Annotated in this window: 19 protein-coding genes; 7 read left to right on the top strand and 12 right to left on the bottom strand. The window is 70.3% G+C overall.

Annotated features, from left to right (window positions below; translation table 11 throughout):
• Both ACFUPX_RS34805 and ACFUPX_RS34800 read right to left on the bottom strand, forming a co-directional pair.
• Nucleotides 1-1,989, bottom strand: coding sequence for a CocE/NonD family hydrolase (locus ACFUPX_RS34805; RefSeq protein WP_383331980.1), 1,989 nt, complete (start codon nucleotides 1,987-1,989; stop codon nucleotides 1-3).
• 10 nt (nucleotides 1,990-1,999) lie between these two features.
• Nucleotides 2,000-3,514 (bottom strand): peptide MFS transporter, encoded by a 1,515-nt coding sequence (locus tag ACFUPX_RS34800; RefSeq protein ID WP_383331978.1) that lies wholly within the window; start codon nucleotides 3,512-3,514, stop codon nucleotides 2,000-2,002.
• Between the two features lie 297 nt (nucleotides 3,515-3,811).
• Between ACFUPX_RS34800 and ACFUPX_RS34795 the strand changes: the two genes are divergently transcribed.
• The 5 genes from ACFUPX_RS34795 (at nucleotide 3,812) to ACFUPX_RS34775 (ending at nucleotide 9,622) form a co-directional block, all read left to right on the top strand.
• Nucleotides 3,812-4,822: a polyprenyl synthetase family protein gene (locus ACFUPX_RS34795; protein WP_383331976.1), complete on the top strand. Its 1,011-nt coding sequence runs from the start codon at nucleotides 3,812-3,814 to the stop codon at nucleotides 4,820-4,822.
• Nucleotides 4,823-4,967: 145 nt separating this feature from the next.
• A complete protein-coding gene (locus ACFUPX_RS34790; protein ID WP_383331974.1) occupies nucleotides 4,968-5,990 on the top strand; it encodes a CHRD domain-containing protein in 1,023 nt (340 codons plus the stop codon).
• A gap of 248 nt (nucleotides 5,991-6,238) precedes the next feature.
• Complete coding sequence (locus ACFUPX_RS34785) at nucleotides 6,239-7,543, top strand: outer membrane lipoprotein carrier protein LolA (protein ID WP_383331972.1); 1,305 nt, start codon at nucleotides 6,239-6,241, stop codon at nucleotides 7,541-7,543.
• A gap of 206 nt (nucleotides 7,544-7,749) precedes the next feature.
• Nucleotides 7,750-8,694 carry an ABC transporter ATP-binding protein gene (locus ACFUPX_RS34780; protein ID WP_383331993.1) on the top strand — a complete coding sequence of 315 codons (945 nt, stop codon included), beginning with the start codon at nucleotides 7,750-7,752 and terminating at the stop codon, nucleotides 8,692-8,694.
• The gene (locus tag ACFUPX_RS34775) at nucleotides 8,681-9,622 is read left to right on the top strand and encodes an ABC transporter permease (protein ID WP_383331970.1); all 942 of its coding nucleotides are present in this window, start codon (nucleotides 8,681-8,683) and stop codon (nucleotides 9,620-9,622) included. The genes ACFUPX_RS34780 and ACFUPX_RS34775 overlap by 14 nt, the downstream gene beginning before the upstream one ends.
• Nucleotides 9,623-9,644: 22 nt before the next feature.
• Here ACFUPX_RS34775 and ACFUPX_RS34770 read toward each other — a convergent pair whose 3' ends face one another.
• The 3 genes from ACFUPX_RS34770 to ACFUPX_RS34760 all read right to left on the bottom strand — a co-directional run bounded on the left by ACFUPX_RS34770 (nucleotide 9,645) and on the right by ACFUPX_RS34760 (nucleotide 12,444).
• Nucleotides 9,645-10,226, bottom strand: coding sequence for a flavodoxin family protein (locus tag ACFUPX_RS34770; RefSeq protein WP_383331968.1), 582 nt, complete (start codon nucleotides 10,224-10,226; stop codon nucleotides 9,645-9,647).
• Nucleotides 10,227-10,413: 187 nt separating this feature from the next.
• Nucleotides 10,414-11,355, bottom strand: coding sequence for a M28 family metallopeptidase (locus ACFUPX_RS34765; protein ID WP_383331966.1), 942 nt, complete (start codon nucleotides 11,353-11,355; stop codon nucleotides 10,414-10,416).
• A gap of 222 nt (nucleotides 11,356-11,577) precedes the next feature.
• Nucleotides 11,578-12,444, bottom strand: a complete 867-nt coding sequence (locus ACFUPX_RS34760; RefSeq protein WP_383331964.1) for an AraC family transcriptional regulator — start codon at nucleotides 12,442-12,444, stop codon at nucleotides 11,578-11,580.
• A gap of 80 nt (nucleotides 12,445-12,524) precedes the next feature.
• Between ACFUPX_RS34760 and ACFUPX_RS34755 the strand changes: the two genes are divergently transcribed.
• On the top strand, nucleotides 12,525-13,451 hold the full coding sequence (locus tag ACFUPX_RS34755; protein WP_383331962.1) for an NAD(P)H-binding protein: 927 nt from the start codon (nucleotides 12,525-12,527) through the stop codon (nucleotides 13,449-13,451).
• A gap of 80 nt (nucleotides 13,452-13,531) precedes the next feature.
• On the opposite strand, the gene rarD is transcribed toward ACFUPX_RS34755, so the two are convergent.
• Complete coding sequence (gene rarD, locus ACFUPX_RS34750) at nucleotides 13,532-14,572, bottom strand: EamA family transporter RarD (protein WP_383331960.1); 1,041 nt, start codon at nucleotides 14,570-14,572, stop codon at nucleotides 13,532-13,534.
• Between the two features lie 215 nt (nucleotides 14,573-14,787).
• Nucleotides 14,788-15,648 carry an NAD(P)H-binding protein gene (locus ACFUPX_RS34745; protein WP_383331958.1) on the bottom strand — a complete coding sequence of 287 codons (861 nt, stop codon included), beginning with the start codon at nucleotides 15,646-15,648 and terminating at the stop codon, nucleotides 14,788-14,790.
• A 109-nt stretch (nucleotides 15,649-15,757) separates the two neighbouring features.
• Between ACFUPX_RS34745 and ACFUPX_RS34740 the strand changes: the two genes are divergently transcribed.
• Entirely contained in the window at nucleotides 15,758-16,129 is a 372-nt protein-coding gene (locus ACFUPX_RS34740; protein ID WP_383331956.1) for a winged helix-turn-helix transcriptional regulator, read from the top strand.
• A 46-nt stretch (nucleotides 16,130-16,175) separates the two neighbouring features.
• Here ACFUPX_RS34740 and ACFUPX_RS34735 read toward each other — a convergent pair whose 3' ends face one another.
• From ACFUPX_RS34735 to ACFUPX_RS34715, 5 genes are all read right to left on the bottom strand, one after another.
• A complete protein-coding gene (locus tag ACFUPX_RS34735) occupies nucleotides 16,176-17,258 on the bottom strand; it encodes a 2-oxoacid:ferredoxin oxidoreductase subunit beta (protein ID WP_383331954.1) in 1,083 nt (360 codons plus the stop codon).
• On the bottom strand, nucleotides 17,251-19,182 hold the full coding sequence (locus ACFUPX_RS34730; protein ID WP_383331952.1) for a 2-oxoacid:acceptor oxidoreductase subunit alpha: 1,932 nt from the start codon (nucleotides 19,180-19,182) through the stop codon (nucleotides 17,251-17,253). The genes ACFUPX_RS34735 and ACFUPX_RS34730 overlap by 8 nt, the downstream gene beginning before the upstream one ends.
• Before the next feature lie 334 nt (nucleotides 19,183-19,516).
• Nucleotides 19,517-20,176 carry a LuxR C-terminal-related transcriptional regulator gene (locus ACFUPX_RS34725; protein ID WP_383331992.1) on the bottom strand — a complete coding sequence of 220 codons (660 nt, stop codon included), beginning with the start codon at nucleotides 20,174-20,176 and terminating at the stop codon, nucleotides 19,517-19,519.
• Between the two features lie 226 nt (nucleotides 20,177-20,402).
• Nucleotides 20,403-21,758, bottom strand: a complete 1,356-nt coding sequence (locus ACFUPX_RS34720) for a sensor histidine kinase (RefSeq protein ID WP_383331950.1) — start codon at nucleotides 21,756-21,758, stop codon at nucleotides 20,403-20,405.
• 168 nt (nucleotides 21,759-21,926) lie between these two features.
• Nucleotides 21,927-23,153: a sensor histidine kinase gene (locus tag ACFUPX_RS34715; protein ID WP_383331948.1), complete on the bottom strand. Its 1,227-nt coding sequence runs from the start codon at nucleotides 23,151-23,153 to the stop codon at nucleotides 21,927-21,929.
• Between the last annotated feature and the right edge of the window lie 121 nt (nucleotides 23,154-23,274).

The following is a 23,274-nucleotide window of genomic DNA, read 5'->3' as shown; positions in this document are numbered from 1 at the left end:
TCAGCCCGCCGTGCGCGGGATGCGCTTCTCCCACGTCCGGTGGAACACCACCTCGTCCCCGTCCCTGCACACCACCTCGTTCGACGTGATGAAGTCCGCCGCGTCGCAGGTGATCTCGGAACGGGACGTGATCGACACGTCCCATGCCAGCTCAGGGCGGTGCAGGCGGATCGTCCAGTCGGAGCGGGTGCGGGCGCTGAGCGGGTCGGACTCGTTGATCGTGTACGTCTCCACCGCGTCCTCGGTGAATTCAAGGCCGTCCGGGTAGACCCGCGTACCGCCGTAGCGCGGATCCACCTCCATGCGCCATTCGCCCTTCGCCACATCGCGTACGACCAGGCGCTCGGGACGCAGCTCGTCGAGCGTCGCCGGGTACACCACCCCGAGGGGCTCCGACTGCTCCGGAGCGGCGAAGGTGATCGACGGGTCCAGTTCGCCCGCCCGCACCGGGAGTTCGAGCGCGCTGCCCGCCGGATCGAGGACGAAGCCCGCCGAGTCCGCCTGCGGCCAGATCCACGGCCAGTACGCCGACGACACCGCGAGCCGGATCCGGTGGCCGGGCGGGAAGGTGTGGCCGATCGCGTTCAGCTCGAACGTCACGTCCTGCGTGCCGCCGACAGGCCACGGGTCCACCCTGTCCCTGCCGTTGCGCGAGGAGAGGTTCAGCACGCCTCGCGTGACCAGGGTCGACGAACCGTCCGGGGCCACGTCGCAGACCCGCGCGATCGCCTGTCCTGACGGGACGTCCATCTTCAGGCGCAGGGTCACCTTGGGGCGGCCCAGGATGCGTACGGCCGAGGGGACCTCGAACTCGAAGCACGCCGACTTCGCGTCCTCGTCCCGCTGGTCCGGCGGCAGGTCCGCGTCGTTGCCGAAGGGGAAGTAGCGCCCCGCGTCCAGGCCCGTGTGCTGGGGGGAGTTCACCACCAGGGGCGCGCCCTGGAGGGCGTAGGGCGTCGGTGTGACGTTCGGCGAGGGCCAGGAGGGGTCACCGACCCAGCCGCCCGGCAGCTCGGCGTACACGGTCGCCGGCGGGTGGGAGTCGCTGATCCAGGAGCGCAGCTTCGGCTCGGCCATCACCCCCGTGTCGATGCCCTTCAGGTGGTGGTCCCACCAGCGCAGGGTCTCCTGGAGGAAGCCGATCGCCGGACCGGGCGGCAGCCCCCGGTCCGGGTACTGGTGCGACCACGGCCCGATCAACCCCCGTACGTCACCGGGCAGATGCTCGACCAGGCGCAGGACCGTGTCCCGGTAGGGGTCGTGGAAGCCGCCCACCGCGAGCACGGCCGCGCCGATCGCCGAGTAGTCCTCGCAGACGCTGCCGTGCCGCCAGTAGGCGTCCCGGGTCTGGTGGTCCAGCCAGGTGTGGATGAACGGGTCGACCGCTTCGAGGCGGCTGAGCCACATGTCCCGCCAGCGGTCGCCGACGAACAGTGGGTCCGGCGGGCGCGACACGAAGGCCAGCATCGTCGCCGCCCACGCGTGCATGTCCACCGCGAGGACGGAACCACCCATGTAGTGCACGTCGTTGTCATAGCGGTCGTCCGCGGAGCAGACCGTGACGACCGCCTTGAGCGGCTCGGGCGCGAGGGCCGCGATCTGGAGGGAGTTGAAGCCGCCCCAGGAGATGCCGAACATGCCGACCTTGCCGGAGCACCAGGGCTGCTCGGCGAGCCAGTTGACGACCGCGACCCCGTCCGCCAGCTCGACCGCGTCGTACTCGTCGCCCGGCAAGCCCTCCGAGTTGCCGTGCCCCCGCACGTCCACGCGCACGGAGGCGTAGCCGTGGCCCGCGTACCAGGGGTGGCGCTGGAAGTCGCGCGGCGCCGTCCAGTCGCTCAGACGGTAGGGGAGGTACTCCAGGAGCGCGGGGACGGGTTCGTCCGTCACCGGGCGCCAGACGCGCGCGTAGAGCGTGGTCCCGTCCGGGAGGGGTACCCGGACGTCCTCGCGCGTGGTCTCGTACGGGAAGGAAGTGCGAATCTGCATGGCGGGAACCTCAGTGGACGGGGTGCATGGTGCGGCGCAGCCATGGCGCGAGCAGGATGACGGCGACACCGGCGGCCACCGCGATGGCGCCGTTCACGCCGAAGTACGCCGGGTTCGAGACCTCTCCGTAGAGCTTCACGACCTGTGCCTGGATGCCGTTGGCGAGGGCGAGCGAGAGGAACCAGAGGGCCATGGTCTGACTCGCGAAGGCCTGCGGCGCGAGCTTCGTCGTGGCCGACATGCCGGAGGTCTCCACGAGGATGTCGCCGAGGCCGAGCAGCAGGTACGACCCGACGATCCACCAGACCGCCATCTTGTACGAGCCGTCGCCGTGCCCCGAGGTCGGCAGGACCATCAGGATGAACGACAGACCGCCCAGGATCACGCCGAAGGCGATCTTGTTCGAGGCGTGCGGCTGGCGGTGGCCCATCCGGGCCCAGACGGCGGCGACGACGGGGGCGAGCGCCACCTCGAAGGCGCCGAGCGCGGAGGCGTACCAGCTGGCGGGGAAGGTGAAGCCGAGGATCGACGTCTCGGCGTTCGTCGACGCCAGCAGGATCATCGTCGAGTAGGCCTGGAAGAGGATGAAGTTGAAGACGACCGAGGCCAGGAAGAGGACCACGTACGGCTTCAGGCGCCCGCGTTCCTCGCCGCTCACGCGCGGGCTGCGGAACATGACCACGAAGTAGACGATCGGCGCGATCACCGAGACGACGGTGAGTACGTCGACGAAGCGGTCCATGGTCAGCCAGCCGACGGAGGCGAGCAGCGCCGCCAGGGCCGCGACCACGACGACGCCCGCGACGATGAGCGTGACCGCGCGGCGCATCGCGTCCTTGGGGAGCGCGAATTCGGCGGAGGCCTTTCGTCCGGCGAGGTGACGGCGGCCCAGGACGTACTGGATGAGGCCGAACGTCATGCCGATCGCGGCGGCCGAGAAGCCCCAGTGCCAGCCCTTGTGGTCGCCGAGCCAGCCGGTGATCAGCGGGCCAGCGAAGGCGCCGATGTTGATGCCCATGTAGTACAGCGCGAAGCCCGCGTCGCGGCGGTCGTCGTCGGTGCGGTAGAGCTTGCCGACCATCGAGGCGACGTTCGGCTTCAGGAGGCCCGTGCCCGCGCTGATCAGGCCGAGGCCCACCCAGGTCATCGTCGCGGTCGGGATCGCCATGGAGTAGTGGCCGCAGGCGATGAGGATGCCGCCCCACAGGACCGCGCGGTACGAGCCGAGGATGCGGTCGGCGAGCCAGCCGCCCGCCACCGACACGAGGTAGACGAGCGTTCCGTACGCCGCCGACACCGAGGCGGCGGTTCCGGACTCCATGCCCATGCCGTCGTTCGCGACGGAGTCGGCGAAGTACAGGACGAGGATGGCCTGCATGCCCAGGAACGAGAACCGCTCCCAGACCTCGAGGCCCGACAGGGTGAGCAGCCCGCGCGGCTGCCCGAAGAAGGCGTGGTCGTCCTCGGGCGGCGGCTCCGTCGGCGGCTCCGCGGGCGGTTCGGTGTCGGCCTCAGTGCGGGACAAAGGTTCTGCTCCCGTTGGTTCCGTTGCTTGGGGACTTCCGTTGCCTATGGGGCTAAGCGGTCTTCTGTGTCGTATCAGCTGATCAAGAACATACCGGTGGTGATCGCACGTCGCCTGGGCGGCACTGCACAGGCGGGTGCCCACTGTGATCGAAAGGCGACCGGATACGCTGACTTGAGTGATGACAGCGACACATCGACAAACCGTGTCATCGACCCCGTCATCGCGCAAAGATCGACCGAGTGATGATCGACCGAGTGACCGACTTGTGATCGTCAGCAGACAGGAGAACCCCTCGTGACCGTCGTCGGGCCCTTCGGCCTCAGCGTGCGGGACCAGGCTCTCGAAGCCGATGTCCAGGCCGGATTGGCGGCCGTCGAGGAAGGTCTGCTCGACGCCACCAAGAGCGGGGTCCCCTTCATCACGGAGGCCGCGCAGCATCTGGTGCGCGCGGGCGGCAAGCGGTTCAGGCCGCTCCTCGTGATGCTCGCCTCGCAGTTCGGCGATCCCTACGCACCGGGCGTCGTGCCCTCCGCCGTCGTCGTCGAGCTGACGCATCTCGCGACGCTCTACCACGACGACGTGATGGACGAGGCGGACGTGCGCCGCGGCGTCGACAGCGCCAACCAGCGCTGGGGCAACTCCGTCGCCGTGCTCACCGGCGACTTCCTCTTCGCCCGCGCCTCGTACATCCTGGCCGACCTCGGCCCGGACGCCGTCCGCATCCAGGCGGAGGCCTTCGAACGCCTGGTCACGGGCCAGATCCTGGAGACGGCGGGGCCCACGGAGGGCCGCGACCCGGTCGACCACTACCTCGACGTGCTCGGCGGCAAGACCGGCTCGCTGGTCGCCGTGGCGTGCCGTTTCGGGGCCATGATGTCGGGCGCCGACGAGACCGTCGTGGACGTCCTGACGCAGTACGGGGAGCGGCTCGGCGTGGCCTTCCAGCTCGCCGACGACGTGCTGGACATCGCGTCCGACTCGCACGAGTCCGGCAAGACGCCGGGCACGGACCTCCGTGAAGGCATCCCCACGCTTCCGGTCCTACGCCTGCGCGAGCGGGTGGAGAAGCTCGGGCTGGCCGACGACATCGCCCTGAGCGAGCTCCTCGACTCGGACCTGACGGACGACGCGCGGCACGCCGAGGCGCTGGCCCTGCTGCGGGCCCACCCGGCCCTGGAGCAGGCGCGCAAGGACACCGTGCGGTTCGCGGAGGAGGCCCGGGACACGCTCGCGCCGCTGCGGGACTGCGACGCGAAGACGTCACTCGTCGAGCTCTGCGATCTGGTGGTGCACCGGGCGGGCTGAGGCCCCTCGATGGACACGGAGGGTGTGACCTAGGTCACACTTTCCGGTGGGTCCTGGATTGAGTCCAGGATCGGATCCATTCCGTACCTATGCCCGGAAGCTGACGCAGTGGGGCGTCGGCTCTGGTACGGGGAGATTTCTGACCATGGGCACTCTTGGCATCTCTGGTAGCTCCGGCACTTTCGCGCGCCGCCGTCGGGCCATGCTCGCCGCCGGTGTGGCCGTCGCCGCCGCGGGAGGCGTGGCGATCGGGGCGCCGTCCGCCGTCGCGCACGGGGGAAGCGATGGAAGCGGCGGCAGCGGGTCCGTCTTCGCGGCGAGCATGAACGGCGCGAACGAGGTGCCGGTGCGGGGCGGCCCCGCGGTCGGCGACAAGGACGGCCAGGCGCTGGAGTTCGTCGAGGTGAAGGGCGACAAGGTGTCGGTGACCGTCAAATGGCGCGGCACGGGCAAGCCGACCGCCCTGCACATCCACCAGGGAGCCAAGGGCACCAACGGCGGCGTCAAGATCGACTTCACCAAGCTGCTGGAAAAGGGCGAGGGCAAGGGCCAGAACAAGAACAAGAACAAGGGCAAGAACGAGGGCAAGAGCCACCGTGTCACCGGCACGGTCAAGGTCGACGACGCGGCGCTGCTCGACCAGTTGAAGGCGGACCCCAACAGCTTCTACGCCAACCTGCACACCGCCGAGTTCCCCGGCGGCGCGGTCCGGGGCCAGCTCCACAAGGTGACCACGGGCATCGACCTCCGTGCCGCGGCGGCGAGCTTCCAGGCGTCCGTGACCCAGGGCAAGCAGATCTACGAGTGCAAGAAGGCCGAGGACGGCTCCGGCACGTTCGCCTTCGCGCAGCGCGATGTGCGGGCCCGGCTCGGCGGCGGCATCGCGCACGACTTCGTCGCCCCCAACTCGGGCACCCCGCGCTGGACCGCCCCCGACGGCAGCCAGGTCACCGGCAAGCTGATCTCCAGGACGCCGAACGGCGACAAGAACATCCCCGAACTCGACCTGGCGGCCACCCGGACGGGCAAGCCGCGCGGGCTGCTCGCGGGCACCGCCGAGATCCTGCGCCTGAACACGGTGGGCGGGGTCGCGCCGGCCGGTGACTGCAAGGCGGGCGCCATCGCGAAGGTGCCGTACAAGGCGGATTACGTGTTCGTGCAGCGCTGAGCCCCTGAGCCCGGCGGCGTCTCCCCCTACGGGACGGGGGAGGCGCCGCCTCTCTGTGTCATCCCACAGCAGTACGTGGAGTTGCACCCGGGGTCTGACGCTTCTCGCTGGCCGATTTGGTCGTATAGAGAACAGCAAGGTCCAGCAAGAACAACCACTCCTGACCTATTCGGGTGAGAATGGCGGCGCGGGGTGGACGCACGCACGTACTGGGAAGGCCGCCGCCGACCACGGAGGTAGGGCACACAATGGCACCGTACGAACCGGAGCAGAACACCAGTGAGAGCGGGGAGCTGCGCGTGGGCCGCCGGAAGGCGGCACGCTACGTGGTCCCCGTCGCGGTGGCGGGGGTGGCGGCGGCGACCATCGGGCTCGTCCCGGCGCTCGCGACGTCGGGCGACCCCAAGCTGCCCGACGTCACCGCACAGGAACTCATCGAGAAGATCGCCGCTTCGGACACGGAGCAGCTCTCGGGCACCGTCAAGATCAGCACCGACCTAGGCCTTCCGTCCTTCGGCGGCGACCTGGCGGGCGGCTTCGCTCCGGGCGGCTCGGGCGGCGGCGACGGCGAGGACGGCAAGGGCTCGGCCGCGGACCCGCAGTCCAAGCTGATGGAGCTGGCGTCCGGCACGCACACGCTGCGCGTCGCCGCCGACGGCCCGGACAAGCAGAAGCTGTCCGTCCTGGACGACGCCGCCGAGTACAGCCTGATCCACAACGGCGACGACGTGTGGGCGTACGACAGCAAGTCGAACGAGGCGTACCACTCCAAGTCGGCGGGCAAGGACGCCGGCAAGGGCTCCGGCAAGGGTTCCGGGGACAAGGCCCTCCCCAAGGACGTCCCCTCCACGCCCAAGGAACTGGCCGAGGAAGCCCTGAAGGCGGCCGACGGCACGACGTCGGTGAAGGTGGACGGCACCGCGCAGGTCGCGGGCCGTGACGCCTACCGCCTGGTCATCAAGCCCCAGCAGTCCGGCTCGACGGTCGGCCAGATCACGGTCGCGGTCGACTCCGAGACGGGTACGCCGCTGAAGTTCACGCTCACTCCGTCGAGCGGCGGCAGCGCGGTCGTCGACGCGGGCTTCACGAAGGTCGACTTCGGCAAGCCGGCCGCGTCGACCTTCGACTTCACGCCGCCCAAGGGCGCGACGGTCACGGAGGCCGACGAGGCCAGGGGCAAGGCGGAGGCCGAGGCCGAGAAGCACGGCTTCACGGACAGCGGCAAGGAGTTCGGCGGCAAGGAGTTCAGCGGCAAGGAGTTCAAGGGCGGGGAGGACCTGAACGGTCTGAACGTCATCGGCAAGGGCTGGAACTCCATCGCCGAGCTGAAGGTGCCGGGCGGCCAGGGCATCCCGACGGGCGGCTCCGGCGATGTGCCGCCGGACGCACAGCGGCTCCTCGACTCGCTCGGCGACAAGGTGTCCGGCGACTTCGGCTCGGGCACGGTCTTCAAGACCCGCCTGATCAACGCCCTCATCACCGAGGACGGCAAGGTCTACGTGGGCGCGGTGACCAAGGACGCCTTGGTGAAGGCGGCGAACGCGGCCGACTAACGCCCCGTAAGGGGCGCGAGGAACGGCGCGAACAGCCACGACGCACCCGCAGTGGCATACCGGCGGCGGATTCGGGGGAGAGCCCCTGAGTCCGCCGCTCGGCCGACGGGAGGGGAAAGGTGCCGAGCACCAGAACCAGCATCAGCACCGGCGCGAGCACCGGCGCGAGCGCGAGCACCAGCGCCAGCACCAGTGCGACGGACAGCGTGATCGAGACCTCCGCGCTGACCAAGCGCTACGGCAAGCAACTGGCCGTGGACCAGCTGAGCCTCACCGTCCCCACCGGCAGCGTCTTCGGCTTCCTCGGGCCGAACGGCTCGGGCAAGACGACCACCATCCGGATGCTGATGGGCCTGATCGAGCCGACTTCCGGCCGGGCCAAGGTCCTTGGCCGCCCCATGCCGCGCGACACGCGTACGGTGCTCCCGCACGTGGGCGCGCTCATCGAGGGCCCGGCCCTCTACGGCTTCCTCTCCGGCCGCGACAACCTCCTGCGGTACGACGCCGCCGACCCGACCGCCGACCCGCGCACCCGCCGGGTCCGCGCCGAAGCGGCCCTGGACCGGGTGGGTCTCACGGCCGCCGGGAGCAAGAAGGCGAAGGCGTACTCGCTCGGGATGAAGCAGCGCCTCGGCCTCGCTGCCGCGCTGCTCCAGCCGCGCAAGCTCCTCGTGCTCGACGAGCCGACCAACGGCCTCGATCCGCAGGGCATGCGTGAGATCCGGGCGCTGGTGCGGGAGTTGGCCTCGGAGGGCACGACCGTCTTCCTCTCCTCGCACCTCCTGGACGAGATCGAGCAGGTCTGTACGCATGCGGCGGTGATGGCCCAGGGCCGCCTGATCACCCAGGGCCCGGTCGCCGAACTCGCCGCGGGTGCGCGCGGACGCCTCGTCGTGACGACCCCGGACACCAGCGACGCGGTCCGCGTCCTGAAGGAGCTCGGCGTGATGGATCTCGTCGTGACGGAGGACCGCGTGACGGGCGAACCGCCGGGCGCCGACTCCGGTGCCGGTGGCGGCACGGACCTGGCGGAACTGAACGCAGCCCTGGTCGGTGCGGGCGTGCGGGTACGGGGCTTCGGCGTCGAACGGGCCTCCCTGGAGGACGCGTTCGTGGCGCTGACGGGGGAGGGGTTCGATGTCGCGGGCTGAGGCCGACGACGTACGCGGCGTACGCGAGGGCGGCGACGTACGCGACGTACGCGACGTACGGGAAGGCGGCGGCGTGCGCGAGGTGCGGCGGATCTGGACCTTCGGGATCTTCCGCAGCGAGCTGGGCATCACCTTCCGCCGCTGGCGCACGCTCGCCCTGCTCGCGGTGCTCGCCGCCGTGCCGATCCTCGTGGGTATCGCCCTCAAGATCGAGACCAGCGACGGTTCGACGGTCGGCGGGGGCGGCGAGGGCGGTGGGCCCGCGTTCATCGCGCAGGTCACCAACAACGGCCTGTTCCTGGTCTTCACCGCGCTCGCCGCGACGCTCCCCTTCTTCCTGCCCATGGCGGTCGGAGTCGTCGCGGGCGACTCCATCGCGGGCGAGTCGAGCGCCGGGACGCTGCGCTATCTCCTGGTCGCCCCGGCGGGACGGACGCGCCTGCTGCTCGCCAAGTACGCGACGACGATGACGTTCTGTGTCGTCGCGACCCTCGTCGTGGCCCTCTCGGCGCTCGCCGTCGGGGCGCTGCTCTTCCCGGTCGGCGAGGTCACCACGATCTCCGGCACCCGGATCAGCTTCGGCGAGGGGCTGTTGCGCGCCCTGCTCATCGCCCTGGTGGTCGCCGCATCACTGATCGGTGTGGCGGCGCTCGGCCTCTTCGTGTCGACGCTGACCAGCAGCGGCATCGCGGCGATGGCGACGACCGTCGGCCTGCTCATCACGGTCCAGATCCTCGACCAGATCCCCCAGCTGCACGCCATCCAGCCGTACTTCTTCTCGCACTACTGGCTGTCCTTCGCGGACCTCATGCGCGAGCCCGTGTACTGGGACGAGCTGGTCAAGAACCTCGGACTGCAGGGCCTGTACGCGGCGCTGTTCGGCTCGGCGGCGTGGGCGCGGTTCGGGGCGAAGGACATCACGGCGTAGGACGCGATCGCCCGGGTGCGCGTCAGCCCTCGTACGGGAAGCGCGCGAGGGCCGGCTCCTGTGCGAAGAACGTCTTGGCCTCGGTCAGGGCCCGCTCGTCCTTCAGTACGTCGCCGGGCTTGCTTCCGTTTCCGAGCAGTACGCCGCCGAAACGCATTCCGAGGTACGCGGCGGAGTTGCGCAGGGTGCCGACGAGCGGGTCGGCGACGACCGGCTCCTCGTCGGCCAGCGCCGTCACGCCCCACAGGGTGCGCCCGGCCAGCGTGGCCTTGAAGTCGACGCCGGGGGTGCGCAGCCAGCCCGACCAGTAGTCGAGGTAGCGCTTGGTGCTGGCCGAGACCGAGTACCAGTAGAGGGGCGACGCGATGACGATGTCGGTCGCCTCGACGGTCGCGTCGAGCAGCGTCGCGGTGTGGTCGCCGGACGGGCGTACGTGGTCGCTGTCGTGGCGGAGGTCCTCGAAGTCGGGCAGCGGGTGGTCGGCCAGGTTCAGCCAGCGCTGTTCCACGTCCGACGGGAGCTGCTCGGCAGCCCTGCGGGCCAGGATCTCCGTGTTGCCCTCGGGCCTGGAGCTGCCGAGTACGAAGAGGAACTTGCGGGTCATGCTGTGCCCCCTGGTGTGTGGCGTGGTCGCGCACGGCCGTGTGAGGCCGAGCAATTACCTGCGTGTGCACTATATGCACACGCAGGTAATTGCGTCCAGGGGATGCTGACCCGCCCGGGGCCCGGGGCCCAGGGCTCGGGGCTCAGGGCCCAGGGCCCAGGGCTCGGGGTCATGGGGTCATGCGGTCCTACGAGGAGAGCCCCCACACCGCGTACGCCACGGCATCGCTGTTGTGGTCGAGCGCGGTCCCGTCGATGTTCGACGCCGTGTCGCAGGCGGAGTGGTAGCACTTGTCGAACGGCTCACCGGCCGTGCCGCCCCAGTTCTGGGCCTGCTCGGCGGTCTTCTTGTAGTCGGCGCCGCTGAAGAGACCGCCGACCGGGACGCCCGCGTCCTTGAACGGGGCGTGGTCCGAGCGGCCGTCGCCCTCCTCGTCGGGCTCCGTGGCGAGGTCGAGGCCGCCGTAGAAGTCCTTGAAGGTCTTCTCGATCGTGGGGTCGTCGTCGTAGACGAAGTAGCCCGGGTTCGGGGAGCCGATCATGTCGAAGTTCAGGTAGTCCTTGATCTTCGAACGCTCGTCGGCGGGCAGCTTGTCGACGTAGTGCGAGGAGCCGACCAGGCCGAGCTCCTCGGCGCCCCACCAGGCGAACCGCAGGTGCTTGGTGGGCTTGTACTGCTCCTTGGCCACGGTGAGCGCGGTCTCCAGGATCGCGGCCGATCCCGAGCCGTTGTCGTTGATGCCGGGGCCCTCGTCGACGCTGTCGAGGTGTGAGCCCGCCATGACGACCTGGTCGGCGTCGCCGCCGGGCCAGTCGGCGATCAGGTTGTAGCCGGTCTTGCCGTTGGAGGTGAACTCCTGGAGCGAGGTGGTGAATCCGGCCTCGTCCAGCTTGCCCTTCACGTAGTCGATGGAGGCCTTGTAGCCCGCGCTGCCGTGGGCGCGGTTGCCGCCGTTGGACGAGGCGATGGACTGCAACTGCGAGAGGTGGCCCTGGACGTTGGCCACGGAGATGTCGGGGGCGGCCGCCGTGGGGGAGGGGGCCGCGGAGGATATCGCGCTGGTGGTGAGGAGTCCGGTGACGGCTATGACGGCGGCAGCCGCGGCGCGGCCGGGAACGGAGAGCTTCATGTGGGGGCTCCGTGTTCTGTTCTGTTGGGTCGTTCCGTGGGGGTACGCCAATTCGTCGAACGCAGAACGGAATTGGCGTGCCTGATGGTGCGGGTGAGGTTGACCGCGCGTCAAGAGCGCATATCGGTCGCCGTGTCCCGCAGGGCGGATCGGCGCGCCCCGAAGCGGCGCGCGGAACGGCGCGACCAGCCACGAAGGTCCGGCGGCCTCAGCCCCGCCACTTCACCCCGCAGCCCTGAGCCCGCGCGAGTCCACCCGCCCCGCCGCCAGTGAGGCGCGGTAGCCGCTCGGTGCGATGCCCCGGATCCGTTTGAACGCGTCGCTGAAACCGAACGCGTCCGCGTAGCCGACCTGACCGGCCACGGAAGCCACCGTCGCGGCCGGCTCGGCGAGCAGCTCGGCGGCGAGCGTCATCCGCCACTCGGTCAGGTACGCCATCGGCGGCCTGCCGACCAGCTCGGCGAAGTTGCGGGCGAACACCGCCCGCGAGACCTGGGCACGTGCGGCGAGCGACGCCACCGTCCAGGGGCGCGACGGCTCGTCGTGCATGGCGTGCAGCGCGGGGCCGACCACCTCGTCGCCGAGCGCGCGGTACCAGGAGGGCGGGCAGGCGTCCGGCAGGTCGAACCAGTCGCGCAGGGTGCAGGCCAGCATCCAGTCGAGCATCCGGTCCATCACGTACTGCCGCCCCGGCCGGTCCGCGGCCACCTCCTCGGAGATCAGCTCCAGGATCGGCAGACAGTCCTCGCCGGACGGCACCACGAGGAGCGGCGGCAGCATGCTGATCAGGCGGCGCCCCACCGCCCCGTCCAGTTGGTAGGCCCCGGTGATGAGCTCGCTCTCCGAGCCGTCCTCCGTGGACGCAAGCGTGAACGGTGCCGTCGTGCAGACCACGGCCGCGCCACCCTCCCGCAGGACGCGCGGCTCACCCGACGCGGCGGCGATCCGCGCCGTCCCGTGCACCATCGCGACCAGCGTCAGGGCCGCTCCCTCGGTGTGCCCGGTCTCCCAAGGACCGTTCAGTACGGCGCGGTTGAACAGCGCGCCGTCCGCGCGCACCCCTCGCAGCAGATCCCCCAGAGCGTCCATGCCTCCACCGTAGACGCACTCCCATGCGGACGAGACGAGCGCCCATGTGCCCTGCGGGGACAGGGCAGTTGACTGAACCCATGACCGACAACGCGAAGAACACCCCGAAGAACACCCCGAAGAACACCGCGAAGAACACCGCGAAGAACACCGCGAAGAACACCGCGAAGAACACTCCGGCGTCCGACGCCCCCATCCTCGTACTCGGCGCCACCGGCAAGACGGGCCGCCGTGTCGTGGCCCGGCTGCGTGACCAGGGCCGCACCGTGCGCGCGGCGTCCCGCTCCGGCGAGACCCGCTTCGACTGGTACGACCGCGCCACCTGGGCCCCGGTCCTGGACGGCGTGTCCGCGCTCTACCTGGTGGGCCCGCCGGAGCCCGGACCGATCGCCGACTTCGTCGACCGGGCGGCGGCGGCCGGCGTACGCCGCTTCGTGGTCCTGTCCGGGCGGGGCGTCGAGGTGTACGGCGACTCCTTCGAGCCGTCCATGGCGGAGGCCGAGCGCGTGGTGCGCGAGGCGGGCGTGGACTGGACGGTGATCCGCCCGAACAACTTCTCGCAGAACTTCGACGAGGACATCTTCGCCGCGCCCCTGCGCGAGGGCCGCCTCGCGCTGCCCGTCGGCGACGTGCCCGAACCGTTCATCGACGCGGACGACATCGCGGACGTGGCCGCCGCGCTGCTCACCGAGGACGGGCACACGCACCGTACGTACGAACTGTCGGGACCCCGCGCGCTGAGCTTCGCCGAAGCGGTCGCGGAGCTGTCGCAGGCGTCCGGACGGCCGATGCGGTTCGAGCACATCACGGCGGACGCGTACGTCGCCGAGCTGACCGCCGCGGACGTCCCCGCCGAACCGGCCCGCGCCCTCGCGGACGTACTCGCCTGGCTGGCGGACGGCTACAACGCGGCGCCGGTGAGCGGCGTACGAGACGTACTGGGCCGAGAGGCCACGGATTTCAGCGTGTACGCAGAGGCCGCATCGAAGGCAGGGGCCTGGGGGTAAGCGCCCCTGAAAGGGGCGCGGGGAACGGCGCGCCCAGCCACAACGAACCCGCACCCGCAAGAAAGGCGAGCCCGCGAAGTTCAGACCCCGGACTCTTCCCGCCCGGCAGCGGGAGTCATCGGCTCGGTCTCCCGCCCGGCGGCGACCGGCACCGAAGCCGCCGTGGCCGCCGTGGCCGCCGTGGCAGCCGAAGCCCTGGCGGCAGCCAACCGCACCGCATTGCGCCGCGCGGTGCGCAACGCGTCCCAGGTCAGCAGCGTCAACGCCAGCCACACGAGCCCGAACCCGGCCCACCGCTCGGGCGGCATCGCCTCGTGGAAGTACAGGATGCCGAGCAGGAACTGGAAGACGGGCGCGAGGTACTGCAGCATCCCGAGGGTGGCCAGCGGCACCCGGATCGCGGCGGCGCCGAAGCAGACCAGGGGGATGGCGGTGACCACACCGGTCGCCGCGAGCAGCGCCGCGTGACCGGGGCCCTCCATGCCGAACGTCGCGTCGCCCCGTACGCCGAGCCAGATCAGGAACCCGACCGCGGGCAGGAACTGGATCGCGGTCTCCGCGGCGAGCGACTCAAGACCGCTGAGCCCGACCTTCTTCTTCACCAGGCCGTACGTGGCGAAGGAGAAGGCGAGGCAGAGGGAGATCCACGGCGGCTGCCCGTACCCGAAGGCGAGGACGAGGACCGCCGAGAGGCCGACGGCGACGGCCGCCCACTGCACGGGGCGCAGCCGTTCGCCCAGGAGCAGGACGCCCATCGCGATGGTGACCAGGGGGTTGATGAAATAGCCGAGGGAGGCTTCCACGACGTGGCCGGAGTTCACGGCCCAGATGTAGACGCCCCAGTTGACCGTGATGACCGCCGCGGCGATCGTCACCAGGCCCAGCTTGCGGGGTTGGCGGATCAGCTCGCCGGCCCAGGCCCAGCGCCGTACGGCCAGGAGCGCGACGCCGACCACGACGAGCGACCACGCCATGCGGTGCGCGAGGATCTCGCCCGCCCCGGAGGGCTTGAGCAGCGGCCAGAAGAGGGGCACGAGGCCCCACATCCCATAGGCCGCGAAGCCGTTCAGCAGTCCTATGCGCTGCTCGCTCTTCGACTGCTCAGCTGCGGCGGCGTCCACGGCCCCTCCTTGGTGCATTGGCAGCTCCACGCTGCAAGCACGAAGGTAGCGGCCCGGACGCCCCCGTGTCATGCCCGTCTCACGAAAACGGTCATGACCTCTGTCTCGCCCCGCGCGAGCCCCGCACGAGTCCCGTGCGAGTCCCGTGCGAGTCCCGTGCGAGTCCCGTGCGAGTCCTGCGCGAGTCCCGCACGAGCCCCGTGCGAGCCCTCGCGTCAGCCCTTGAGCGCCACCGCGACCGCCCCCGCGAGAGGCGTGGTCGGCCGCCCGATGAGCCGGGCAAGATCGCCGCTCGTACCGGCGAGCAGCCCCCGCTCGATCGCCGTGTCCACGTCGACGAGGATCGCGGCCAACTGCTCGGGAAGGCCCGCGCCGGTCAGGATCGCGTGGTTCTGCTCGGCGGGGACGTTCGCGTACGAGATGTCCTTGCCGGTCTGCCGGGCGATCTCGGCGGCGTACTCGGCGAAGCTCCACGCGACGTCGCCGCTCAGCTCGTACGCCTTGCCCTCGTGCCCCTCGCCGGTCAGTACGGCGACCGCCGCTGCCGCGTAGTCGGCGCGCGAGGCGGAGGCGACGCGGCCCTCGCCCGCGGAGGCGACGACGGCGCCGTGCTCCAGGACGGGGGCCAGGTTGGCCGTGTAGTTCTCGTGGTACCAGCCGTTGCGCAGGAACGTGTGCGGAAGCCCGGAGCCGATGATGAGCCGCTCGGTCTCCTTGTGCTCGGCCGCGAGGCCGAAGTCGGCGTCGGGTCCGCCCAGGACGCCGGTGTACGCGAGGAGCGCGACGCCCGCGGCCCGCGCCGCGTCGATCACCGCGGCGTGCTGCGGCACGCGCTGCCCGACCTCGCTGCCCGAGATCAGCAGGATCTTGTCGCCCGCCGCGAAGACGCCGGCGAGCGTCTCGGGCGCGTTGTAGTCCGCGATCCGCAGTTCGACGCCGCGCTCGGCGATACCGGCGGCCTTCTCCTTGTCGCGGACGACGGCGGCGATCTGCCCGGCGGGCACCCGCGCGTCGAGCAGCCCGTCGATGACGAGACGGCCGAGGTGTCCGGTGGCTCCGGTGACGACGATGCTCATGTCTGGAATCTCCCTGTAGCGACTTTGGTCCCTTTGGTGCGGTTCTGACATCGAGCCTAGGGTTAGCGCTAACTTCTGGGAAGTACCCACTTTGAAGTAAGGTACGGGCATGGCAGTAAGTAACTGGAACCTCGGGGACGAGGGGATGTGCCCCCAGCGCCTCGTCCTGGAGCACGTCACGAGCCGCTGGGGCGTGCTCGTCCTGGTCGCCCTGGACGAGCGCTCGTACCGCTTCAGCGAACTGCGCCGGGCCCTTGGCCGGGTCAGCGAGAAGATGCTGGCGCAGACCCTGCAGACCCTGGAGCGCGACGGCCTCGTGCACCGCGACGCCAAGCCGGTCATCCCGCCGCGCGTCGACTACTCGCTCACCGATCTCGGCCGCGAGGTCGGCCGGCAGGTCCGGGCGCTCGCCGAGTGGACCGAACGGCGCCTCGCGGACGTGCAGACCGCGCGCGCGGCATACGACGAGGCCCGGTCCTGAAGGATCAGGACCGGGCCTCGGAACAAGCGAGTTCAAGCGGGTCGAGCTAGCCGACGACGGTCCAGGTGTCGCCGCCCGCGAGCAGCGCGGCCAGGTCGCCCTTGCCGTTCTGTTCGATGGCGGTGTCGAGCTGGTCGGACATGAGGGTGTCGTAGACCGGGCGCTCGACGTTGCGGAAGACGCCGATCGGGGTGTGGTGCAGGGTGTCGGGGTCGGCGAGGCGCGAGAGCGCGAAGGCCAGGGTGGGCGAGGTCGAGTGCGCGTCGTGGACCAGGATCTGTGACTCGGTCTCAGGTGTGACCGGGACAACTTTGAGATCGCCGGTCCGCGCGTCCCGCACGACGCCCTTGGAGCCCTCGGCGCCGAAGCGGATGGGCTGCCCGTGTTCGAGGCGGATCACCGCCTCCTCGGCCTGCTGCTTGTCCTTGAGGACTTCGAAGGCGCCGTCGTTGAAGATGTTGCAGTTCTGGTAGATCTCCACCAGCGCGGTGCCGGGGTGCTCGGCGGCTTCCCGGAGCACCGAGGTGAGGTGCTTGCGGTCGGAGTCCACGGTGCGGGCCACGAAGGAGGCTTCCGCGCCGATGGCGAGCGAGACCGGGTTGAAGGGCGCGTCCAGGGAGCCCATCGGGGTGGACTTGGTGATCTTGCCGACCTCGGAGGTCGGGGAGTACTGGCCCTTGGTGAGGCCGTAGATCCGGTTGTTGAAGAGCAGGATCTTCAGGTTCACGTTGCGGCGCAGGGCGTGGATGAGGTGGTTGCCGCCGATGGACAGGGCGTCGCCGTCACCGGTGACCACCCACACGCTCAGATCGCGCCGGGATGAGGCCAGTCCGGTGGCGATGGCGGGGGCGCGGCCGTGGATGGAGTGCATCCCGTAGGTGTTCATGTAGTACGGGAAGCGGCTCGAGCAGCCGATGCCCGATACGAAGACGATGTTCTCCTTGGCCAGGCCGAGTTCGGGCATGAAGCCCTGCACGGCCGCCAGGACGGCGTAGTCCCCGCAGCCGGGGCACCAACGCACCTCCTGGTCGGACTTGAAGTCCTTCATGGACTGCTTGGCCTCGGCCTTGGGCACCAGGGAAAGTGCTTCGATCGTGCTCCCGGTGCCTTCGGTCTTCGTGTCAGCCATTGATGGCCTCCTTGAGAGCCGTGGCGAGCTGCTCGGCCTTGAACGGCATTCCATTGACCTGGTTGTACGAGACCGCGTCCACGAGGTACTTGGCGCGGAGCAGAGTGGCGAGCTGACCGAGGTTCATCTCGGGGATCACCACCTTGTCGTAGTGCTTGAGGACCTCGCCCAGATTCCGCGGGAAGGGGTTGAGGTGGCGCAGATGGGCCTGCGCCACGCTCTCGCCGACCGCCCGCAGGCGGCGTACCGCAGCGGTGATGGGGCCATAGGTCGAACCCCAGCCCAGGACCAGCAGCGTGGCGTCGCCGCTCGCGTCGTCGACCTCCAGGTCGGGGACCTGGATGCCGTCGATCTTGGCCTGGCGGGTGCGGACCATGAAGTCGTGGTTGGCGGGGTCGTACGAGATGTTGCCCGTGCCGTCCTGCTTCTCGATGCCGCCGATGCGGTGTTCGAGGCCGGGCGTGCCGGGGATCGCCCAGGGGCGGGCCAGGGTCTGCGGGTCGCGCTTGTAGGGCCAGAAGACCTCGGTGCCGTCGTCCTCGGTGTGGTTGGTCCCCGAGGCGAACTGCACGCGCAGGTCCGGGAGTTCATCGGTGTCGGGGATGCGCCAGGGCTCGGATCCGTTGGCCAGGTAGCCGTCGGAGAGCAGGAACACCGGGGTGCGGTAGGTGACCGCGATCCGGGCCGCCTCGATGGCCGCGTCGAAGCAGTCGGCCGGCGTCTTGGGCGCCACGATCGGCACCGGTGCCTCGCCGTTGCGCCCGTACATGGCCTGGAGCAGATCCGCCTGCTCGGTCTTGGTCGGCAGCCCGGTGGAGGGCCCGCCCCGCTGGATGTCCACGACCAGGAGCGGCAGTTCGAGCGACACCGCGAGCCCGATGGTCTCCGACTTCAGCGCCACACCGGGCCCCGACGTCGTCGTCACCGCGAGCGAACCACCGAACGCGGCCCCCAGAGCGGCCCCGATGCCCGCGATCTCGTCCTCCGCCTGGAACGTCCGCACACCGAAGTTCTTGTGCTTGGACAGCTCGTGCAGGATGTCGGAGGCCGGAGTGATCGGGTACGAGCCCAGATAGAGCGGCAGATCGGCCTGCCTGCCCGCGGCGATCAGGCCGTACGACAGGGCGAGGTTCCCCGAGATGTTGCGGTACGTGCCGGTCGGGAACGCCTGGGAGGCGGGAGCGACCTCGTAGGAGACCGCGAAGTCCTCCGTCGTCTCGCCGAAGTTCCAGCCGGCGTGGAAGGCGGCGATGTTCGCCTCGGCGATGTCCGGCTTCTTGGCGAACTTCGTGCGCAGGAACTTCTCGGTGCCCTCGGTCGGCCGGTGGTACATCCAGGACAGCAGCCCCAGCGCGAACATGTTCTTGCTGCGGCCCGCGTCCTTGCGCGAGAGGTCGAACTCCTTGAGCGCCTCGACGGTGAGCGTCGTCAGCGGCACCGGGTGGACGCTGTAGCCGTCCAGCGAACCGTCTTCCAGCGGCGAGACCTCGTAGCCGACCTTCTGCATCGCCCGTTTGGAGAACTCGTCCGTGTTGACGATGATCTCCGCGCCCCGCGGCACATCGGCCATGTTCGCCTTCAGCGCCGCCGGGTTCATCGCGACGAGGACGTTGGGCGCGTCGCCCGGCGTGAGGATGTCGTGGTCGGCGAAATGCAACTGAAAGGAGGAGACACCCGGCAGGGTCCCGGCAGGAGCACGGATCTCGGCGGGGAAGTTCGGCAGTGTCGAGAGGTCGTTCCCGAAGGACGCCGTCTCTGAGGTGAACCGGTCACCGGTGAGTTGCATACCGTCACCGGAGTCACCCGCGAAGCGGATGATCACCCGGTCCAGACGGCGTACGTCCTTCTCACCAGCAGGCTTGCGCTGCTCTCCGACGACTGCCCCATCGGCCTGCTCGGCTGGGCTACTGACCTGGCTGGTCACTGAACTGGACCTCCCTCGGGCGGCTGAGCGGGAAGGGCTGGGCGACCGGCCTTCCCAAGGCCCACCCTACGTCGGTAAGGGTCGCCTACCTGTGGTAGATCGCATGACGGACGCTCTTTTGAGACGCGTCATTGCCCCGTTTTGGCATGGTGTGCCTCACCCCCCGGCCCGTCATGGAAGACGCCCCCACTCATCCTTTGGTTCTAGGACTGTTCTCCGTGCTCGTGCTGTTGCCGCTGGTCCTGCTGCTGTTGTCGCTGTCCGTGCTGCCTGGTGCGGTTGTCCTTGCGGGTAACAAATAGCTGACGAAGCGTCAGATTGCTATGTCGGATCGCTAGGAGTTGAGGTACGTGAGAACCGCGAGCACGCGCCGGTGATCCCCGTCGCTCTGGGAGAGCCCCAGCTTCAGGAAGATGTTGCTGACGTGCTTCTCGACGGCGCCGTCACTCACCACCAACTGTCGGGCGACCGCGGAGTTCGTCCGCCCCTCGGCCATCAGACCGAGTACCTCGCGTTCGCGGGGTGTAAGCCCCGCGAGGACGTCCTGCTTGCGGCTGCGGCCGAGCAGCTGCGCCACGACCTCCGGGTCGAGCGCGGTACCGCCCTGCGCGACGCGCACCACCGCGTCCACGAACTCGCGCACCTCGGCGACACGGTCCTTGAGCAGATAGCCGACGCCACGGCTGGACCCGGCGAGCAGTTCGGTGGCGTACTGCTCCTCGACGTACTGCGAGAGCACGAGCACCCCGAGGCCGGGGTACTGATGGCGCAGATGCACCGCGGCCCGCACCCCCTCGTCGGTGTGCGTCGGCGGCATCCGCACGTCGGCGACGACCACGTCGGGCAGCTCGCCCGCCGCGGAGAACTCGTTGATCGTCTTGATCAGCGCTTCCGCGTCGCCCACCCCCGCGACGACGTCGTGCCCCCGGTCGTTCAGCAACCGGGTCAGGCCCTCCCTCAGCAGCACTGAATCCTCGGCGATGACGACCCGCACTTTGTCCTCCACGTTCCCGGCCCCCCGGCATATTCGGTTCTGGTTGTCCCCCTGCACCTCAGTATCGCGCGTATGAAGGGGCGTTACGGCGTTGAAGGGCAGACCGGTTGCTCGTCCTTGCTCCCGGCACGCACGGCTGGGACGGCTCGGACGGCCCGCACGGCAGAACCCACCCGATCCCCCGTGCTTCCGGGGGATCGGGTGGGTGGCTGAGCGCCGGGGCGGGCTAGGCCCGCCAGGGCAGCTCCGCCGTCACCGTCGTGGGGCCGCCCACCGGCGAGTTCACGACCAGGATCCCGTCGACCGCGTCGAGCCGCTCGGCGAGCCCGGCCAGACCGGAACCGCTGGTCACGTCCGCGCCCCCCGCCCCGTCGTCGGAGACCTGGAGCATCAGCCGGTCCTCGACCTGCCAGACGTCGACCGCGCCACGGGTCGCCCGCGCGTGCTTGCTGATGTTCTGCAGGAGCTCGGAGACGGTGAAGTACGCGATGCCTTCGATCGCCGCGGCGGGACGGGCGGGCATATCCACCTCGACCTGGACCGGGACCGTGCACCGGGCGGCGAGGGAGGAGAGGGCCGCGTCCAGGCCGCGGTCGGTCAGGACCGCCGGGTGGATGCCGCGGGCCAGGTCGCGCAGCTCCTGGAGGGCGACCTTCACCTCGCCGTGCGCCTCGCCCACCATGCGCGCGGCGGCCTCCGGGTCCTCCGTCAGCTTCTCCTTGGCCAGACCCAGATCCATGGCGAGCGCCACCAGGCGGGCCTGCGCCCCGTCGTGCAGGTCGCGTTCGATGCGGCGCAGGTCGGCCGCCGCGGTGTCGACGACGACCCCGCGGTCCGACTCCAGCTCGACGACGCGGGTCGCCAGGCTCGACGGGCCGAGCAGGCCGACGACCATGACACGGTCGACGGTGGTCAGGGCCCGGACGATCCAGGGCGTGGCGAGCGTGATGAGCAGGCCGGTGAGGGCGGTGACGCCGATCTCGAAGGGGTTGTCCAGGTAGATGCGGTGACCGTCGTCGCCGTAGAGCTGGATGCCGTCCTGGCCGCCGTACATCGGGAAGAGCCACTGCCACAGCGGGTACGTGAGCATCGCCCAGCCGTACGTCCAGAAGACCACCGAGACGACGAAGGAGAAGATCGCCCACGGCATGTGGAGGACGGAGTAGAGGACGTGCCGCCACGAGACGCCGCTCTTGAGCACGGCGCCCATCCACGACATCCCGCCGCCGCCCTTGGGCCGCAGCGGCTCCGGGTTCGCCACCTCCACGCCGAGCAGCGCCCGCGCCCGCACCCGCTCGAGGGAGCCGATGCCGCGGCAGGCGGCGAGCCCGGCGGCGAGCACCGGGATGCCGATGAACGTGATCAGCAGGCCGGCGCCGAGCGAGAGCATCGTGACCGCGAAGGTGAACGTGACGATGCTGATCGGCAGGCTCAGGAGCACATAGCCGAACTCCTTCCAGGCGCGGGCCTCGATCGGCGCGCGAAGACCGGCGGGAAGACGGCGCCGCCGCTCGTCGAGGTCGGATCCCCGGAACTCCGAACGGTCCATGTGCTCGTACCCCTGTCCGTACTCCGTGGCCATCGGTGTCGTCCGTTTCTGCTCGGTCTCCCGGGCCTGCTCGGCCTGCTCGCACTGTCTGGTCTCCAGAGTGCTGGCCGAGGCTGATCCGGACCATGTGGTGCGTAGGTGTCTTGGACCGGGGGTTTTCCCTACCCCCGTGGCCCAGGGTCTGCTAGTCAGGGGGCGGCATCATCCCTGGGCGGCGTGGTCCCGGTCCCTGTCCCGCCACGGCAGCTCCGCCGTGATCGTCGTGGGGCCGCCCTCCGGCGACTCGATCACGAACAGGCCGTCGACCGCCCCGAGCCGGTCGGCGAGCCCCGCCATGCCCGTGCCGCCGTCCAGGCTCGCGCCGCCCCTGCCGTCGTCCCACACCTGGATGAGCAGCCGCTGGTCGGCGCGCCACACCTCCACGGACGCCGCACGCGCCCCGCTGTGCTTGCTGATGTTCTGCAGCAGCTCGGAGACGGTGAAGTACGCGCTGCCCTCGATCGCGGCGGCCGGGCGCGACGGCAGATCGGCCGTCACCTTCACCGGGACCGTGCACCGGGCGGCGAGGGAGGAGAGGGCCGCGTCCAGGCCGCGGTCGGTCAGGACCGCCGGGTGGATGCCGCGGGCCAGGTCGCGCAGCTCCTGGAGGGCGAGCTTCACCTCGCCGTGCGCCTCGTCGACCATCGCCGCCACGGTGTCGTCGGCCCGGCCCTCCAGGAGCTTCTCCTTGGCCAGACCGAGCCCCATGGCCAGCGCGACCAAGCGGGCCTGCGCCCCGTCGTGCAGGTCGCGTTCGATGCGGCGCAGGTCGGCCGCCGCGGTGTCGACGACGACCCCGCGGTCCGACTCCAGCTCGACGATGCGCCGCTCCAGCTCGTCGGAGGGCGAGAGCAGCCCGCGCACCATCACCCGGTCCGCGTTGGTCAGGCCGCGCACGACGTAGGGGAGCACGGGCCAGAGCACGAAGAGCCCGACCAGGGTGATCGCGAACGTCAGCACCCCCCAGGGCAGCCGCATGAACGAGTACAGCATCGTGCGCCAGCCGACCGGATCCTTCAGACTCGACCACAGCCAGCCGAAGAACCCGTACCCGCGGTGCCTGGGCATCGGGCTCGGCTCGTCGATCCGCAGCCCGAGCAGCCCGCGTGCCCGTGCCCGCTCCGCCCTGCCGAGCCGCCGCGCGCCGAGCAGCGCGAGCGCGAGCAGCGGCAGGCCGACGACCGTCACGGCGAGTCCGCCGCCGGTCGCGAGCGTCACGACCACGTAGACGAAACCGGCCACTCCCAGCGGAAGGTTGGCGAGGAGGTGCGCGATCTCCTTCCACGTCTGCCGGTCGTACGCGGCGAAGCGCGCGGGCGGTGGCGGGGACGAGGCCGAGGACGGCGACGAGGCCGGGTACGGCGACGAGGACATGGTGCGTGCGGTCATATGCGCCAGAGTGCACGGCTCGGCGCCGCGATGCCATGAGGAGGACCGCCCGGACTCCCGGGGGATAACCCCACCCGCCGTCGCCACACCACGGGCGGCGTCCTGGACGAGATCACGGGCG

Source organism: Streptomyces sp. NPDC057302, from assembly GCF_042667685.1.
Classification (GTDB): domain Bacteria; phylum Actinomycetota; class Actinomycetes; order Streptomycetales; family Streptomycetaceae; genus Streptomyces.
Note: the sequence above shows the minus strand (reverse complement) of the source record. Positions and strands in the feature narration are given on the sequence as shown.